Annotated in this window: 5 protein-coding genes; 4 read left to right on the top strand and 1 reads right to left on the bottom strand. The window is 67.0% G+C overall.

What is annotated here, in order from left to right:
* Nucleotides 1-86: 86 nt before the first annotated feature.
* The 4 genes from IE118_RS06050 to IE118_RS06035 are packed head-to-tail and all read left to right on the top strand — an operon-like array spanning nucleotide 87 to nucleotide 17,636.
* On the top strand, nucleotides 87-3,146 hold the full coding sequence (locus IE118_RS06050) for an SNF2-related protein (RefSeq protein WP_229846686.1): 3,060 nt from the start codon (nucleotides 87-89) through the stop codon (nucleotides 3,144-3,146).
* On the top strand, nucleotides 3,143-8,563 hold the full coding sequence (locus tag IE118_RS06045) for a hypothetical protein (protein ID WP_189556226.1): 5,421 nt from the start codon (nucleotides 3,143-3,145) through the stop codon (nucleotides 8,561-8,563). The genes IE118_RS06050 and IE118_RS06045 overlap by 4 nt, the downstream gene beginning before the upstream one ends.
* Nucleotides 8,560-15,297 (top strand): DEAD/DEAH box helicase family protein, encoded by a 6,738-nt coding sequence (locus tag IE118_RS06040; RefSeq protein ID WP_189556225.1) that lies wholly within the window; start codon nucleotides 8,560-8,562, stop codon nucleotides 15,295-15,297. The genes IE118_RS06045 and IE118_RS06040 overlap by 4 nt, the downstream gene beginning before the upstream one ends.
* Nucleotides 15,294-17,636, top strand: coding sequence for a UvrD-helicase domain-containing protein (locus IE118_RS06035; protein WP_189556224.1), 2,343 nt, complete (start codon nucleotides 15,294-15,296; stop codon nucleotides 17,634-17,636). Before IE118_RS06040 ends, IE118_RS06035 begins: the two co-directional genes overlap by 4 nt.
* A 57-nt stretch (nucleotides 17,637-17,693) precedes the next feature.
* On the opposite strand, the gene IE118_RS06030 is transcribed toward IE118_RS06035, so the two are convergent.
* On the bottom strand, nucleotides 17,694-18,752 hold the full coding sequence (locus IE118_RS06030; RefSeq protein ID WP_189556223.1) for a PDDEXK family nuclease: 1,059 nt from the start codon (nucleotides 18,750-18,752) through the stop codon (nucleotides 17,694-17,696).
* Nucleotides 18,753-18,825 lie beyond the last annotated feature (73 nt).

Genomic DNA, 18,825 nt, shown 5'->3' with positions numbered 1-18,825 from the left:
GCGCTGGGACGGCGTAGTCCGTCGTTTGCAGGCGTGTGGGGTGTGTGCGGCCGTCGGTGGCCGCTGGTGATGGATCGGAGTGGACGTTGAGCGTCGAGGCGGAAGCCGTGGGCGGCCAGGGCGATGAGGTGTGGGACGCCTGGGCGCCGGAGGATGCTCCAGCCTCACGGCGGACCAGCGGGTCGTCCGGCTACGCCCCGGGGTCCCAGGTATTGATTCGCGACGAGCTGTGGCTCGTCCGGAACTCCAAGGACGTCGGCAAAGACGGGTGGATGGTGGAGGTCACCGGCATCTCGTCCTTCGTGCGAGGCACGGACGCAATCTTCTACAGCCGACTCGACGCGATCCAGGTGCTGGACCCGAGGGAGACGCGTCTCGTCCCGGACGACTCACCCAACCACCGGCGGGGCCGTCTGTTCCTTGAAGCGGTGATGCGCAAGACGTTTTTGCCGCAGACCGAGCATGGGCTCGCCCTGGCCGACGGGTTCCTCATGGACCAGCAGGTGCACCAGCTGCGCCCCGCCGAATTGGCGCTGTCCTTGGAGAAGAACCCGCAGCCTCGGATCCTGATCGCCGACGTGGTGGGTCTGGGCAAGACCCTGGAGATCGGGGTGTTGCTGGCCGAGCTGATCCGGCGCGGGCGCGGCGAGCGCATCCTGGTCGTGACCCCCCAGCATGTGCTGGAGCAGTTCCAGCGGGAGTTGTGGACCCGCTTCGCCATTCCGCTCGTCCGACTGGACTCCACCGGTATCCAGCGCATCCAGCAGGACATCCCGGCCGGCCGGAACCCGTTCGCGTACTTCAAGCGCGCGATCATCTCCGTGGACACGCTCAAGAGCGACGTCTACGCGCACCACCTCGAGCACACCAACTGGGACGCCGTCGTCATCGACGAGTCCCACAATCTGGTCAACCGGGGCACCAAGAACAACGAACTCGCCCGTTTGCTGGCTCGGAAGACCGACGCGCTGGTGCTCGCGTCGGCCACGCCCCACAACGGTCGTGCCGAGTCGTTCGCCGAGTTGATCAAGATGCTGGACGAGGCGGCCATCGCCAACCCGTCGAAGTACGAAGTGAAGGACCTTGAGCACCTCTACATCCGGCGTACGAAGACGACGGCGGAGGTCCGCGACTCGTTGAAGGGCGCCTGGGCGGACCGTGGACCGTCCCAGCCGATCCACGTAACGGCCGGTGAGAAAGAACTCGCCGTCTTCCAGGAGCTCGCCACGCGCTGGATTCCGGCCGATCCCGACCAGCCGTCGGTCAGCCGACACCAACTGGTGCCCTACCAGCTGCTGAAATCCTTCCTGTCCTCACACAAGGCCCTGCTGGAGACCGTCAAGACGCGACTGACGACGCTGGACAAGCAGCCGGCCGCCGACTCGGCGCGAGGCGGGCAGAGGCCGTCCCGACCGGTCGACCCGGCGGCCCGGGAGGCGGCAAGGCAGGCGGAGCGCGCGGCCTTGTTGGACCTCCAGAACGTGGCCGAGCGGATCCAGGATGATGACTCGGCGAAACTGGCGGCCCTCCTGGACGAGCTGCGCAGCATGGGTGTCGGCCCCGGTTCGGAGACCCGCGTGGTGGTCTTCTCCGAGCGCATCCCCACACTGAAATGGCTCGCGGAGGCTGTCCCGGCCGCGCTCGGTTTCCGTCGCGGCGCCGACCCCGACGAGAACAAGCCCTGGCTGGCCTTCGGCGGCGCGGTCCAGGTCATGCACGGCGATGCCACCAGCGACGAGGAGCAGCAGGCCATCGTCGAGAAGTTCGGGCTGCGCGACGACCCCGTGCGCATCCTGTTCACCGGCGACGTCGCCTCCGAGGGCGTCAACCTCCACCAGCAGTGCCACCGGCTGATCCACTTCGACCTGCCGTGGTCCCTGATCCGTATCGAGCAGCGCAACGGCCGTATCGACCGCTACGGCCAGCAGCACCGGCCTGAGTTCCGCGCTCTGATCCTCACCAGCGACATCCCCTGGCGGACGGACGAGAGGACCGGGGAGCCCCGCACGCTGGACGACCGCCTCGTGGGCGAGAAGCTCCTGAAGCGCGAGGAGGAAGCGCACAAGATCGAGGGCTCAGTGGAGGCGGTAACCGGCCTGTACCGGGCCAAGGAGGAAGAGAACCGCCTCACTCAGGACCTGATCGCCGGCCGGACCGTCGAGGAGTCGATCAAGCAGTCCCAGCAAGGGGGTGCGGCATTCCTTTCTGGACTGCTCGGCCAGGTGGGCGCCGTCCCGGAGCATCCCGAGGTGCGGCGGGCGTACGTGCCACGTCTGTTCTCCTCCACCGCTGACTACTTCGACGAAGCGTTGCGTCAGATCTGCCGTCCGAACCCCGAGGACCAGCTCTCGATGCGCCGCGACGACGACGGCACGATCGCCTTCGAACCTCCGCGTGACCTGCTGTACAGGCTGAAGGCACTGCCGAAGTCGTACCTTGAAGAGCAGCGGATCATGCCCCGGAACACTGAGCCGGGACGGATGCGCATCACCTTCTCCAAGGACCTCGCGGACCGGCGTCTGAAGGCGGCCCGGGAGTCGTCCAAGTCACAGTGGCCGAACGTCTCCTACGTCACCGACGTCCACCCCGTACTGGACTGGTTGACCGACAAGGTGCTCGTCGAGGTCGGCCGCCACCAGGCCCCCGTGCTCGCCGCCTCCGTGAACTCTCCGACGTTCCTGGTGCAGGGCCTCTGTTCCAACGCGCTGGGTCGGCCGACCATCGTCGAGTGGATGGCCGTCCACGGCGACCCCCACGACCTTCAGGTGACGCCTCTGACCCCGGAGGTTCTGGAGGACTACGGCGTGGGTCCGACGATGCCCGGCCGCGCCGCGCCGCGCGACCTCAGCGGCCTGACGGAGCTCGTGCCTGCAGCCATCGACAGGGCCGAACAGCACCTCCGGGACCTGAAAGAGGCGTACGGCGAGGAGATCGAGGCGATCCTGGCCCCGTCCCGCAAGCGCGTCGTGCACTGGCAACAGGAAGCCATGTTCTCTTCTGATGGGACGGGAAAGCGCGGAGTGAACCTCAGCGCCAGCAGGCGGCTGAGCCTTCTCAACTCCCTGCAGACCACGGGCGAGCCGATGCTGCGCCTGCTCGCCGTCCTGGAACCGCTCAATGCCGCTGAGGGAGGCACCGACCGATGAGCACCGATTTCGACTCCTTCAGCAACCGCGGCGAATATTTCGCCGCGCACTACTTCGCCGAACAGCTCGGAACCGACCTGAAGAAGGGCCTGTTCGCCACCTGGGCCCTGCGCGAAGGCGATGAGCACGACCCGCGGAAGACTCCTCGAGAGCTCCTCCGCTCGCTACGCGGCGCCTACCTCTCCGAAGACGTACGCGGTTACTTCGCCGAGGCCGCCGAGCGCGATGCAGGAGATGAGGTCCGACCGAACACCCACAACAACCCCGAGTGGCGCAAGCGTCTGGCCGAGTGGCACCACACGGTCCTGCAAGCCCTCGGCTTCGAGGCCACTCCCACCGAGGTCACTGTCCACCGCGCCGGACGCGACCACTACCTGACCGTGGCCTACCACGGCCACGGAATCATCGCCCTGGACTGCGGCTGGGCCGCCGACAACGACGCCGCCCTGAACGCGACAGGCCCCGGTCGGCTCCTGCACCCGCTGCGTGTCAGTGCAAGCGAAATATACGAGACCGGACCGGCCCTGGCGTCCTGGCTTTTCCAGAGCGAGCTCGGCGAGGCTGGCGGGCCTCGCCCGCGCTTCGTCCTGCTGTTGTGCGGAGGCGTCCTCGTCCTCGCTGATCGCCAGTCCTGGAACGAGGGCCGCTTCCTCGCCGTCAACCTCGACGCAGCCCTCGAACGCAACGACCGCAGCCAGCAGGGCGAACTCGCCACCATCGCGGCGCTGTTCAGCCTGGACATGCTCCGGCCCGGCGAGAACGACCAGAGCCGGACCATCGATGCCCTGCTGAAGTCCTCCAGCGCCAACGCCGCCGGCGTCTCCGGCGAACTGCGCCACGGGCTCCAGCGCTCGGTAGAGATCATCGCCAACGAAGTCCTCGCGCGGATGGCCGAGCCGGAGAACAACGTCACCCCGGCTGACATCGAGAGCCCCAAAATCCCCTTCGCCCGGGAACTCACCCGCGAATCCCTCCGCTACCTCTACCGCGTCCTGTTCCTCCTCTACGCCGAGGCCCGCCCCGAACTCGGCATCCTCCCCGCCGACGACGGCAGCTACGAGGCCGGCTACTCGATGGCCCGCCTGCGCGAGCTCGTCGAACGCGACGAGGAACTCGTCGAGGAGGAGGCCCGCAACGGCTTCCACCTGCACGAATCTCTGGACGTCCTCTTCAACAAGGTCAACTTCGGCCACCGCCCGTACGGCACCGAGGCCGACGACGACCAGCCCGGCGACGACGAGGAAACCCGCAAGGCCAAAGCCGCCCGCCGCAGCGACGACCGCGGCCTGCGCTTCGAGCCCCTGCGCAGCGAGCTATTCGAGCCCCGTTCGGTACGCCTCATTGGCAGGGGCGTCCTCGACCCCCGCAGCGACGAAGACAGCGACCCACGCTGGCTCGACCTGCGCCTACGCAACGCCGCCTTGCACGAGGTGCTGCGTCTGCTCACCATGAAGAAGGGCAAGCGCGGCGAGCGGGGCGGTTTCATCTCCTACCGCAACCTCGGCATCAACCAGCTCGGCGCCGTCTACGAGGGCCTGATGTCGTACACCGGCATCATCGCCGAGGAGGAACTGTGCGAGGTCGCCAAGGGCGGTGACCCGGAAAAGGGCTCCTGGCTCATCCCCTCCAAGAAGCAGGACCAGTACCCCGACAAGACCCTCGTCCACTACGACGAGGACGACGCCCGCAAGGGCCTGCGCGGCGTCAAGAAGTACGAGAAGGGCTCCTTCGTCTACCGCCTCGCCGGCCGTGACCGCGAGACCTCCGCCTCGTACTACACGCCCGAGTCGCTGACCCAAGTTACGGTCGAGCTCACTCTCAAGCACCGCCTGGACCAGGAGCGCAACGCCGACGGCAACGCCATCAAGACCCGCGCGTCCGAACTGCTCAAGTACAAGATCTGCGAGCCCGCCCTCGGCTCCGGCGCATTCCTCAACGAGGCAATCAACCAGGTTGCTGAGGAGTACCTGCGACGCAGGCAGGACGAGCTGGGCGTCACCATCCCGACCGCGGACGCCCTCACCGAGAAGCAGCAGGCCAAGGCGTACATCGCTCTACACAACGCGTACGGCGTCGACCTCAACGCCACGGGCGTCGAGTTGGCCGAGGTGTCCCTCTGGCTCAACACCATGCACCCGGGCATGCGCGCCCCCTGGTTCGGCCTGCACCTGCGCCGAGGCAACAGCCTCATCGGCGCCCGCCGTGCCGTCTACGCGGCCGACGACGTCACCGGCAAGGAATGGCTAAAGGCCAAGGGTGCCCTGGCGCCCACCCCGCTCCCCTTCCTAAAGGACGGCGAGCCCCAGCCACTCCCCCAGGACGCGGTCCACCAGTTCCTTCTGCCGAGTCCCGGGTGGGCTGCGGTCGCGGGCTCGAAGGAGGCTAAGGAACTCGCCAAGGAAAGCGTTGATCAGCTCGCCGCCTGGAAGAAGGGCATCCTCCAGCGCCCGAAGCGCGGTAAGGCCGGCAAGTCGAAGAAGGAGCCGGTGTCCCAGTTCACCCGTCTCCGTGACGCCGCTCGGCGGGTCGAGTTCCTCTGGTCGCTCGTCGTCAAGCGCATGGAGCTGTCCGAGCGGGCGATTGCCCGCCGGATCGACGTCTGGGGCGCCGACCCCACGGACCCCGAGTTCGCCTTCCTCCACCGTCCCGACCAAGCCGTTCCCAAGGAGCAGGTACTCGAGGACCTCTTCAATGCTGCCGACACCCCGTACTGGCGCTTGAAGAAGATCATGGATGCCTGGTGCGCGTTGTGGTTCTGGCCCGTCGACAAGGCCGGGCTGCTCGACGGAACGGCCGGGGAGTACGCGGCACGGCTGGAAGTGACGGGAGCGGACAACCTCAGCCGCCTGCTCGACGGCGCGCCGCTGGTGACGCAGTCGCCCGCGCCCCCTGCCGATCCGGAACCGGTCGCCGTGCCGACACCCACACCCGCTCCGCGGTTCGTCGAGGCGACGGCCCTGTTTGCTTTCGGCCCAGAGCAGACCAGCTTTGAGGACCTCGAGCTTAGCGCCGATGACTCGGTCGTGGAGGTCAAGGAGATCAGGCCGCGGGGAGGGTCCCAGATCTCACCTCCGAAGCCAAAGGCGCAGGAGCGTCGGGCAATCGTCCCGCTCAAGGACCTGGACGACTGGCTGGAGTTCCTCGAGGCCATGCTCGGCACGGCCGACGTGCCCGAAGGCACCCTCATCGACAGCTTTAAGGACCTCGAAGCGCTCAAGAGCTTCGAGGAGACGCTGCCCGGCTTCATGGGCATGGACGCCGGCAACCCGGAGGACCGCTTCCCGTGGCTCCGAGAGGTACACGACATCGCGGAGGAGCAGGGCTTCCTGAATTGGGAGCTGGAGTTCGCCCTCGTTTTCGCACACGGAGGCGGCTTCGATATCCAAGTTGGCAATCCGCCTTGGGTGCGCCCCCAGTGGGACGAACTCGCAGTGCTCGCCGAATTTGATCCTTGGTTCAAGCTAACCGATAAGCACAGCGCCACAGAGAAGAGCGGACGCCGCACAGCCATCCATCGAACCGTCAACGGACGCGCGTACGTGTTGAGCGAATTGACATCCACTTCTTCAACCTCAGCATTCCTGAGTTCGACTCCAACGTATCCGCTACTCGCCGGAACACGCCCGGATCTCTATCGGGCGTTCATGTGTCGCACATGGTCGAACACTACAGGGCTCGGCATTATTGGCCTGATCCACCCAGACACTCATTTCACAGGGGACAAAGAAGCACGCCTTCGCGAGGAGGCATATCATAGACTGCGCGTCCATGCGGATTTCGTAAACCCCGGGCATCGCTTCTTTCCCGCCCCGGTCGGAGAGTCAAGCCATTTCGGCTTGCACATTTACGGACCATCCGGAGAAATAGGTTTCGATCACCTCTGCTGGCTCTTCTCAGTTGACGCCCTCCGCTTTTCCGAAAGCCACGATGAAAATGGCGAGGCGCCAGGAGTTCGCTTCAAAGGCGCACTCGACGAACGACCCCATCGTGCCCGCATCATCCGAGTCGACCTCGGGGTACTTGCTCAATGGCAGCGCCTAATCGGCAAGCTGGACCAGCCCACCAGTCAGTCCCGGCTCCTCTCCCCGGTCAGCACCGCAGAGGCAGAGGCTATCAAATCCCTCGCCGACTACCCGACCAAATTGGGCCAATTCTCGGTTCAAGTGTCGCAGGGGTTCTACGAGACGCCCACTCGGGACGCGGGAATCATCGAGTACAGGCTATCCACTCCGGAGGAGTGGTCCGAGGTCATCCTCAAGGGTCCACAAATTGGGGTCGCTACACCGCTATTCAAGGCCCCGAACGCCGGAAGTAATGACGTCCTCGGAATGAACTTGATGACAATTGCCGACGACGCCGTACCTCAGACCGAGTATCGGCGCGCCATCGGACGCGCCGAGTACGAGGAATGCCATGACAAGTGGTTTGACCATGGACATTTCAGCTCACCCCACGAGTATCCAGATGTGCCCGATGCCGATGCCAGGGAATTCCTAGAAGCAACAGGAGCTTCCGAAGGGAGAATTTCACCCACAGAAAGTGGCGCAGCCACGAATTCGCGGTCAGTGCGCAGTTACACCAATTTCTATCGCCTTGCATGGCGTCGGCAGATCGCACCAGACACCGAAAGGAGCTTGTACGCGGCCGTCATCCCGCCAGGTCCTGCCCATGTCGATTTGGTCAACAGTTTGACCGCATCGAACAATAGGGAAACGGTCCTGAACTCGGGATTTTGGGCATCGATCCCCTTGGACTATTTTCTCCGCACAACAGGTAGATCAGACTTGCGTGCGGGTGATGTCCGGACGCTTCCTGCCCCCAATGTCGAACACCCTCTTGCTTCCCCCTTGACTCTCAGGACTCTTCGCCTCAACTGCCTCACCGATGCCTACAGTGAGCTGTGGGCCGAGCTCTACGACGCGGAATGGCCGACGAACGAGAGTTGGGCATACAAGTGGCCAGGAATTCAACCACTAAATAATGTCAGGTCCAGCTGGGAGCGGGATACTCCATTGCGCTCAGAACGCGCTCGCCGCGCCGCCTTGGTAGAAATTGATGCCTTGGTCGCTGTCTGGATTGGCCTCTCTGCTGAAGCGCTGATTGCGATGTACCGCGCTCGATTCCCGGTCATGAACCGTTTCGAGGAAACCACGTGGTTTGACGCAGAAGGTTGGAAGATTGCTGGAAACGCCCGCACCGTCGGGCAACGCCAGACGAAGGAAAGCTGGGCCCAGTTCAAGGAGTTCCAAGTAGACCCCGCAAGCAGCCCAGTGCCAGATGGCTACACCGCACCCTTCTATAGGGCTGACCGCGAAGCGGAGATGCGGGCTGCGCACGCCTACTTCCAGAAGCGGCTCGATGAGGCCGTCGCTCGTGGCGAGTGGGATCCGGTTAAGCAGGAGGTGCCGAAGCCGTGAGGCCAACGCTTCAGGCACGCGGGCTCAAGGAGAGCCTGCTGCAGTATCTGTCGACAACGTATGCGCTCACCGACGAGGGCGCGCGTGAGGCACTGCACCGGTTCCTCGGGGACGAGACATCGGGGATGTTCCGAGGCCCATATCTGCGGATCCGGACACCCTTCACCGTGGCCGGCCAGGAGTGGCGCACCCACCTTGAGTGGCAGCGGGAGGGCTTCAAGCCGTACGCGCATCAGGCGGTCGCGTTCGCACGGCTATCCTCAGCGCACGGCCACACCCCGCAACCGACGCTGGTCACCACCGGTACCGGGTCCGGTAAGACGGAGTCGTTCCTCTATCCCGTGCTGGACCACTGCCGTCGGGAGCGGGCCGCCGGCAAGACCGGGGTGAAGGCGGTCTTCCTTTACCCCATGAACGCCCTGGCCACCGACCAGGCGCAGCGCATCAACGATCTGCTCACGGAGAACGCCGAGCTCGGGAAGCTGTCGGCCGGCCTCTACATCGGAGAGCGCGCGGCGACGCAGTACGAGAAGGTGCGAACGCGGCGCTCGGACATGCAGCTGTCCCCGCCGGACATCCTGATAACGAACTACAAGATGCTGGACCTCCTCCTCCAGCGTGCGGACGACGCGCCCCTGTGGCGGGAGTCGGATATCCGCTACGTCGTCGTGGACGAGTTCCACACGTACGACGGGGCACAGGGCACGGACGTCGGGATGCTGCTGCGTCGACTCGCCGCCTCCGTTGGGGCAGCCGAGGAAGGCCGTCCGCTGGGGAAGATCTGTCCGGTCGCGACGTCGGCGACTCTCGCTTCCGGCACGGACGAAGACGGCACGGCGCAGCTGCTGGAGGTGGCCACCCACGTCTTCGGTACGGAGTTCGCGGCGGACTCCATCGTCGGGGAGAACCGGCTCACGGTCGAGGAGTTCATCCCGCTCGGCGACGTGACCATGCAGCCGATGCCGACACCCGACGAGTTGCTGGCGCTGCCCGATCCGGCGACCGACGATGAGGCGTTGCTGGATCTGATCGAGAAGGTGACGGACGTCCGTGACCTCGATCCGTTCCTCCTCGGTGGGAACCTCAAGCGGCATCTGTTCACTCGTGCGGTGATGCAGGCCCTCGGCGGCGGGGTGAAGACCAGTGCCGAAGTGCTGGACGTGATGTGGCGTGCGGGCGCCGCCGGCTGGTCCGAGGCCGTGGCGCGGCAGCCGGAGAAGGCGGCTGAGGCGCTGGCGCGGTTCGTCGCGCTGCTGTCGTACGCCCGCGATCCGGAGTCCTCACCCGCCGAGCCCCGGCCCTTCGTGCACGTCGAGGTGCATCAGTGGGCGCGTTCGGTGTCCCGGCTGCTGCGCGGGGTGCTGCCGTGGCCGAAGGCGGAGTTCCGCTGGGATGTGGCCGGCACGGCCGATGCCGGCGCGGCCGACAGCGGCCGTATGGCGCCGGTGACGACGGCGACGTCCGGGCAGAGCGCGAACCTGTTTTTGCCGGCGATCTACTGCCGTGACTGCGGGCGGTCGGGGTGGGCGGTGTTCTCGCCGGAGAGCGATGACCACGATGTCCAGTTCGACACGTACAAGATCCGGCGGGCGTCTCTGGGCCAGGACAAGGCCCGGGTGCGGAACCTGATCGCCGCGACGGACCGGGAGGCCCGGGAGGGTTCTGGGGCCGCGCTGCTCACGGCGGCCAGCGGCAAGGGGAGCTCAGCTGCGTCGCAGGGTACCGGCGGGGTGCTGATGGTGCTGGACGGCACCCGTAAGCGGCTGCGACTGCCTGATCCACTGAACGATTACGACCGGGAGACCAAGGAGCCGCGGCTGACGGCCCGTGACTCGGCCTTCGTACTCGTGAATTTCGGGGAGACGGCGAACACCGCGGCCAAGGAGGACTGGTGTCCGGCGTGCGGTGAGCGCAACGCGATCCGCTACCTCGGAACGGGTGCCGCCGCGATGGCGGCCGCGTCCATCACCCAGCTTTTCACCGGTGGGGAGCTCGACAAGAAGCTCCACGAGAAAAAGACGTTGATGTTCAACGACTCGGTGCAGGACGCTGCGCACCGGGCCGGGTTCGTCGCCAACCGCTCGTACACCTTCTCGCTCCGTGCTCTCCTCGCCGACCACCTGCGGCACGACAAGCCGACCGCGCTGAATGATCTGATCGCGAACGTCGTCGACGCCACGACGGACAAGGACACCCTCTCGGCTGTGGTGCCACCAGACCTGCACGGCTTCAAGGGCGTGAACCGGTTGCTGTCCGGCCAGGGTCGCGGTGGGGATCTGAAGACGTGGCGGCTGGTCGGTCAGCGGCTGGCGTTCGAGGCGTTGATGGAGTTCGGCTTCCGGTCCCGGAACGGCCGTACGTTGGAGCTGACCCGCACCGCCGCCGCGCAGGTCCGCATCGACGACCCGGCGGCAGTGATCGCGCTGGTCAAGCAGCTGCACGAGGAGTGCGTGCGGGACGGCCTGCCCCTGGTGGCACAGGACGACGCTCGCTATCTGGCGTTCGTACGCATTTTCCTGGAGCGGCTTCGTACCCGGGGTGCGGTCGCCCATCAGTGGCTGAACAAGTACATCGACGAGGCGGGCACCAGCCGGTACTACATCTGGGGCAAGCGGGCTCCAGGCATGCGGGCCTTCCCGAAGGGCATCGCCGCCCCCGTGTTTCTGCTCGGGCAGCCCAAGAACGGCAGCGAGTTCGACTTCGCGACCGGACGGATCTCCTGGTACGAGCGGTGGGCCGGGCGGTGCCTGGAGCTGCCGCGTGAGCTGGCACCCGAGCTGTGGAGCCGGCTGCTGCCCGAACTCGCCTCGATGGGGCTGCTGTCGGTGCGCACCCCGAACGACACCTCGGTGCGGGTGTACGGGCTCAAGCCCGGCAACATCGAGGCCCGGCTGCTGGACGACGAGCAGGTGCGGGTCTCGTACGTGCGGTGCCCGGTGTGCTTCTGGGAGCAGACAGTCCATCCGTCGCTGCTGAACCAGTGGCACGACCAGCCCTGTCCCTCCTACCGGTGCCGACGGGGCCGCCTTGTGGCCGGCGACCGGCCCGAGGGGCTGGGGGTACACCATCGCGACCGCGACTACAGGGACGACTACTACCGGCGGCTCTACCTCGGCGCGGGCACCTATCAGGTGGTCACCGCCGAGCACACGGGCATGCTGACGCGGCACCAGCGCGAGAAGGTCGAGGAGGCGTTCAAGCGCGGCGGCGGGTTCAAGGACCCCAATGTGCTGTCCTGCACGCCGACGCTGGAGATGGGCATCGACATCGGCGACCTGTCCGCCGTCGTGCTGGCCGCGCTGCCGCGCCGCCCCGCCTCCTACGCTCAGCAGGTCGGCCGGGCCGGTCGCCGCACCGGCAATGCCTTCCTGCTGACCATCCCCGACCGGCGGCGCCGTGACCTGTACTTCCTTGAGCGCCCGAAGGACCTGATCGCGGGCACGATCGTGCCGCCCGGGTCCTATCTGTCAGCCGTCGAGATCCTTCGTCGCCAGTACCTGGCGCATCTGCTGGACCTCGCCGCGGCCGGCCGTCTCGTCCGGGCGGACGGTATCGTGCTGCGCGCGCTGCCGCACAAGGCGCCGCGCCTGTTCGGCCCGTCCGGCTATCTGACCGATCTGGTGGAGCTGGCCCTCGACCAGGGCGAGGAGCTGGTCAAGGGGTTCCTGCGGCTGTTCCCGGTCGGCGTCAGCGAGCAGGCAGGGGCCGACCTGGAGGCGTATGCGACGCACGGTCTGCGCAGCGCCGTAGAGAGGGCGGAAGGCGAGTGGCGGCGCGCCGAGGACGCGCTTCGGGCGCGGCTGCGGGAGATCGATGAGGCCCACGGCGAGCTGCACGACAGCGACCCCGACCAGGCCCGTCAGAAGGCGGAGCTGGACGCCGAACGGCGCGGGGTGGGCAGGCAGTTGCTCCACCTGGGCGACACCACGGCGCAGACCGCGCTGTGTGACCTGGGTCTGCTGCCGAACTACGCCCTCATCGACTCGTCGACGACACTGTCGGCGACCCTGTACGGCGAGGACGGCATCGATCCGAAGACGGGCAAGGTGGTGTACACGTCCGAGACCCTCTCCTATGAGCGGCCCCGCCGCTTCGCGATCCAGGAGCTGGCGCCGGGCAACACCTTCTACGTCAACGGCTACCGGCACGAGATCACCGGCCTGGAGCTGTCGACGGGTGGGCGCCAGGAGTGGCGGACCTGGAGGGTGTGCCCAGGGTGCGGGTACGTACGCACCGAGGGCGCCACCGACGATCGCTCTCCGTGCCCCCGGTGCAGGACGAGCCAGATCGCCGACGACGGCTCCTGCTTGTTCCAGGTCGTGGAGCCGGCCACCGTGACGTCGCGGGACAAGCGTGAGGACGCACGGATCCGGGACGACAAGGACGACCGTGATCGCCGCTCTTACACCGTTGTGGACGCGGTGGACATCCCCGTCGAGAAGATCGAGCGGGGGAAGTCCTGGCGGCACGACCGCGAGACGTTCGGCGTGGACTTCTGCCGCACGGCGATGATCCGCCGGATCAACGTCGGCCCAGTCCGCTACGATTCTCCTGCCCGAGATGACTTCGCCGGCCACCTGGTCCGGCTGAACCCCTTCCACGTGTGCACCGCCTGCGGGGCCGCGAGTGCGGACGGCCGTCCGGTCTTCGACCACGACACCGACGCCCTTGAATCGGCAGCAGCCCACACCCCGCAGCTCAAGCACCACCGCCCGTGGTGCCCGCTGCGCCGCGGCAAGAAGGACGGCGTCACGCAGGAGCAGGTGCTGCTGGCCCACCAGCTGCAGACCGAAGCCCTGCGGATCCTCATCCCGGCCGCGACAGCCGACGTCGACGCACGGGTGCACTCCTTCCGGGCCGCCCTGCGACTCGGTGTCGACCTGCACTTCGGCGGCGACCCGCAGCACCTGGACACCACGGTGGCCTCCATGCCGGACATGGACAGCGGCGAGCGCCGCTGGTTCCTGGTCCTCTTCGACTCTCTCCCGGGCGGTACCGGCTACCTGGACCGGCTCACCGACCGCCGTGCCTTCCGAGACACCCTCGCTCGGGCGTACGAACAGCTCAAGGCATGTCCGTGCGCCGAGGAGCAACGGCGCGCCTGCCACCGCTGTCTGCACCGCTACACCCCCGAGCAGTTCCAGGACGTCGTCTCGCGCCAGGCGGCGCTCAGCATGCTGGAGTCGCTGCTGTTCAAGGGGGACGGCGAGGACGGCTGGGACATCAGCGATGTGGAGCACACCGGGCTGGTCGGGCTGGACGCTCAGGTCGAATCCGACCTGGAGGCCCGCTTCCTGACCGCACTGCGGGACTGGGTGAAGGTCACCGGCGACGCGGCCTTGGATGAGGAGGGCCACGCCAGCGGACATCTGCGATTTACCGACGGCTCGGACGTGATGCACTGGAGGCTGACGGCCCAGCGGCAGCTCGAAGGCACCCGAACGGACTTCACCTTCACCCGCGTCGGCGGTCCGGTGCAGAGCGTGCACGTCTATCTGGAAGGCTTCCGGTTCCACGCCAGCCGGGAGCACAACCTCATCGCCAAGAACGCGGCCCAGCGCACCCGGCTCCGTGCCGACGGAAAGATCGTCTTTCAGATCACCTGGGCCGACATCGATCTGTTCGAACGGCGGCCGGGGCGCACCAAGCCCGTCTGGCCACCGTACCGGGGCACCGCCCAGGAGCAGGCCAAGGCCGCCTACGAGCAGTACGGCGGCAACCGTGCGCACTTCGGCGAAGCTGTCTTCGCCAACCCGATCGACACGCTCATCGCCTATCTGCGGGACCCTGACGCCACCCGTTGGGCCCGCCGGGCCCGCGCCCTTGTCACTGGCCTCACTGCTGTTTCCGCCACGACCGCCGTCGCCGCGACCGGCAAGCGCAGCGAGCTCGTCGCCGCGCTGCGCGAACAGCTCGCTTCCTTCGGAGCCAGCCCACGGCACGGCAAGCCGGTGGTACCCGACGCCGGCAGCCTCGGTCCCGTTCATGTGTTCCGGACCCAGGACGAGCACGGTCTGCCGATCGTGTTCGCGCTGGACGCGGCCGCCCCTGACAACCTCCGGTGGACCGCTCTGACGGTCCTCAACGACAACGACGCTGTCCTCGACACCGACGAGCACAAGCTGCGGTGGCGGTCCTGGCTGTACTGGACCAACATCACCCAGTTCCTGTCCCTCGTCGGCGGGGACGGTGTCCAGCTCGCCGTCAGCAGCGCTGCGGACTTCGAGGTAGAGGTTCTCGCCGTGTGCGGTGGCCTGGGTGAACTCGACTCGCTCGCCGCAGCACTCGCCCCCGCGCCCACCCTCGTGCCCGAGACCACAGCCCGACCCGCCGCCTCGGAGCCGAGCACGGACTCGCCGGCGGAAGCCGCCCTCCGGAAGATCATCCGGGACGCCGTCTGGGACGAAGACATCCTGGAGATCCTGCGCGACGACCCCGACGAGGCACCTGCCCTTCTCCGCCTCGCCGAGACGCTCGCCGAGCACGGAAAGCAGGCCCCGGTCTTCGGGTTCGAGCTCGGAAGCAGCCGCTGGCAGGCGGACTTCGCCTGGCAGACTCCCGACCTCAAGATCGCCGTTGTGGCCGCCCACCAGGGCGACGAAGACATCGAGGCCCAGCGACGCGACGCCGCCTACGCCGAGGACGGCTGGACGGTCCGGACCGCCGCCGCATGGCTCGACCACCTCGACACCCTGCTCGTACAGCTCCCCAATACGGAAGGCACCGCCCGATGACCGCCCGGCTCAGCCTGTACCGCAAGGCCGAACAGGAGCTGTACAAGCTCGACCGCTCGGTCAAGGCCCAGTTCTACGACTTCTCCCACGTCTTCCGGAACAACCCCAACCAGCCGGGCCTGAAGCTGAAGAAGCTCAAGGGCGACTCGCGCATCTGGTCCGCGCGGGTCAACGACTCCTACCGCGCGCTGCTGACCCCGACCGGAGTAGACGCGGACGGCACCGAGAGCTGGCTGGTCATCGCCGTCCGCCACCGCAAGGACGTCTACGAAGAGCTCCAGGTCGCGGTCAACCGTGTCACCGGCGAGATCGAGTTCGTCGACCTCTCGGTCGTCGGCGACAGCGCACTGCGCCGCGCCGGGATCACCCTGACCCCGGCCGAACCTGACCGGGCCGCGCCGCGGGCCGAGCCCGAGCCACAGCCGCAGCCGCAGCCGCAGCCGCAGCCGCAGCCGCAGCCGACGGTGGAGACCCCTCCCCTGCTCGCCGCGTACAGCGCCGACCAGCTGCGTGAGCTGGGCGTCGCCGACCAGTTGATCGAGCTGGCCCTCGCCGTCACCGACAGCGCCGAGCTGGACCAGCTCGTCGAGGGCGCCCCGCTGTTGTCCAAGGACGTCCTCTACGGTCTCGCCGCCGGTATGCCCATCGACGAGGTCCGCAAAGAGATCACCCAGCCCGTCGAGCTCGGCCACGAGCCCGATCTCGGTGACTTCGCCGCGGCCCTGAGCCGTACCAAGGTCACCGCTGTCGACGATGCCGTTCAGGCGGCCATCGACGAAGGAGACTTCCGAGCCTGGAAGGTCTTCCTCCACCCCACGCAGGAACGCATCGTCCACCGCCACTACAACGGACCTGCCCGCGTTTCCGGCGGGCCCGGCACCGGAAAGACCATCGTCGCCCTGCACCGGGTCAAGCACCTGGCCGAGCAACTGCCCCCCGGCAGCAAAAGGGCGATCCTGCTGACCACGTTCACCAAGAACCTCACAACGGACCTCCGCCTGCGTCTGGCATCCCTCGTCGAGCCCGAACTCCTCGACCGTGTCGAGATCGCTCACATCGACCAGCTCGCCGCCCGCGTCCTGGGTGAGAACACCGCACCTGGCCGGGGCCGACAGCGTGTCTACGACCACGTGGCGCTGAATGAGATGCGCCAACTCCTCGCCGAACTCGACGACCGCCGCTGGGAGGCCGAGTTTCTCCTGGAAGAGTGGGAGCAGGTCATTCTCGGCCAGTCCGTCGCCACCCGCTCCGCCTACTTCCAGGCCCGCCGTGCAGGACGGGGCCGTTCCCTGACCCGGCCCGAGCGCAACCACATCTGGAAGCTCGTCGAGCAGTTCACAGCCCGCCTGGACAAGCTCGGCGTGGAGACCTGGGGCCAGGCGTCCGAGCGCGCTGCCCGCTTTGAGATCGAGCGCGCCGCGAAGATCAGGGCCCGGCGCGAGTACAAAGAGGAGGTCGACGGCAAGGACCTCATCCACCGCGACAACAGCTCCGGCATGCGCTACCTGAACTACCGCTACCGGCACATCGTCGTCGACGAGGCCCAGGACCTCAGCCCCGCGCACTGGAAGATGCTCCGGGCCATGGCCGACCCGGACCTGCCCAACGACATGTTCATCGCCGGCGACACCCACCAGCGCATCTACGACCACCAGGTAGCCCTCGGCAGCCTCGGCATCAACATCCGCGGCCGTTCTTCTCGCCTCACCCTCAGCTACCGCACCACCAAGGAGATCCTCACCGAGGCCCTCCGCGTGGTCGACCCTGTGAAGCCCGGGCAGCAGGTGAACTACGACGACCTGGACGACGGCACTGACAACCTCGCCGGATACCGTTCCGTCCTCCACGGCCCCGCCCCGACCTTCACGCCGTACGACACTTGGGAGGACGAGCTCGCCGGCCTTGCCGCCACCCTGGCCACGTGGCGCGAGGAGCTTTCCACGGACGAGAACGGCTCACCCATAGACCCGAGCGGCCATATCGCCGTCTGCGTCGCCGACCGCGATATGGTCAGCCAGACCATGTACTACCTGGTCACCAAGGCTGGCATCACCTGCGCCGAACTCACCAAGGACGGTCCCAAGGGTGACGGCGAGGTCCACGTCGGCACGATGCATCGCTTCAAGGGCCTCGAGTACCAGCGCCTCGCCATCGTGGGCGCCAGTGACGGCATCCTCCCCCGCAGGCACGTCATCGACCGCTACCGCACCGAGGATCCGCCCCGCTACGAGCGCGAGCAGCGCAAGTCCCGTTCCCTGCTCTTCGTGGCGACTACGCGGGCCCGAGACGCGCTGAACATCAGCTGGCACGGCAAGCCCAGCCCCTACCTGCCGGTCTGACACGGACCTCGGCCTCCCCGCCCTCGGGGAGGCCGACATTCCTCTCCTCGCTGGGCATCAGAAGTGCGAGAGGGAACTCGCCTCGTAGCGGAGCTGATACGCCCGCACGCCACCGCCGTTCATCCGGTAGATCGTGATCGCAGAAAGGAACTGCTCCTTAACCTCCAGGGTGCGCCGCCGCTCCTTCCCCTCGACGTCACTGATCCAGTCCTCCACCTGCTTCGGCAGCTTGAAGGCAAGCTCGTACGCACTCTCCTCACCCAGCGGCGACAGCGTCCACTCCGCCGAACCGCCATTGCCGCGTCGCCGAATGCGCACTGCATGGTCCGGCTGGGCATCCGCGTACGTGGTGAACGCCAGGTGATCGCTGACAGCCAGCGGCAGGATGAATGGTGCCGACGGGAAGCCCAGCAGCAACTCGGCACCGCTGTTCTGCTGGAGCGCGGCTGCGAAGCCTGCGATCGCCGCCTGAGCCTCGTCCCGGAATCTGCCATCCGCTGGCGCCGGCGTCGGCAGCAGCCCCGCAGACGCGGTCCAGGTCCCCAGCTCCTTGCGCAGCTCCGTACGCATCCACGTCACCGGGAATGTCCCGGACGTCCCGAGGTGGAACTGTGCCTGTTCCAGCGTCCACGCAGTGGTACCGATCGTCCCAAGCAGCCATGCGAAAGAGACGCCCGACAGATCCACCAGCGAGATCTGGTGGGCCAAGGCGTACTTCTGGGCGTCCGGCGTGAACCCGCTCGTCGAGAACAGGGCGTACGCGTACTGGTACCGCTGCCGCGGCCTTCTACCGGCGTGCATCACGAAGTTCTCGTTCACGTCGTGCAGCACGCCGTGGGCGTTGCGCACGATCTCCAGTCCGCAGCGCTCCTGGTAGAACTTCGCCTCCAGGAACAGCCGCACCGGCATCGAGAACGCTGGCGTAAACGCGAACTCCCCCAGTGCATCAACCTGATGCAGTGCTCCCCGGCCCCGCACCCGAAGCGTGTTCCCGTCGGTCACCAGCTCCTCGGGGTCCTGGCTCTCGTGCACCAGCAGGCGGTAGCCAGAGGAGCGCAGAAGCCAGGCAAGCGCCTCTTCCAATAAGTACCCCCGCAGCGCGGCGCCCTTGATCATGGTCAACCCCCTACTCACCGAGCAATCTCCCGCTTGATCATCTCACTGGCTCACTCGGTCAAATGGAGGTCCT

It is taken from the genome of Streptomyces pilosus (genome assembly GCF_014649835.1).
Classification (GTDB): domain Bacteria; phylum Actinomycetota; class Actinomycetes; order Streptomycetales; family Streptomycetaceae; genus Streptomyces; species Streptomyces pilosus.
This window is presented reverse-complemented; position numbering and strand designations above follow the sequence as displayed.

Bases quoted from the DNA above. Each gene is read 5' to 3' on its own strand.
- IE118_RS06045 (WP_189556226.1), top strand. From the start codon at position 3,143: ATGAGCACCGATTTCGACTCCTTCAGCAACCGCGGCGAATATTTCGCC.
- IE118_RS06035 (WP_189556224.1), top strand. From the start codon at position 15,294: ATGACCGCCCGGCTCAGCCTGTACCGCAAGGCCGAACAGGAGCTGTAC.
- IE118_RS06030 (WP_189556223.1), bottom strand. From the start codon at position 18,752: ATGATCAAGGGCGCCGCGCTGCGGGGGTACTTATTGGAAGAGGCGCTT.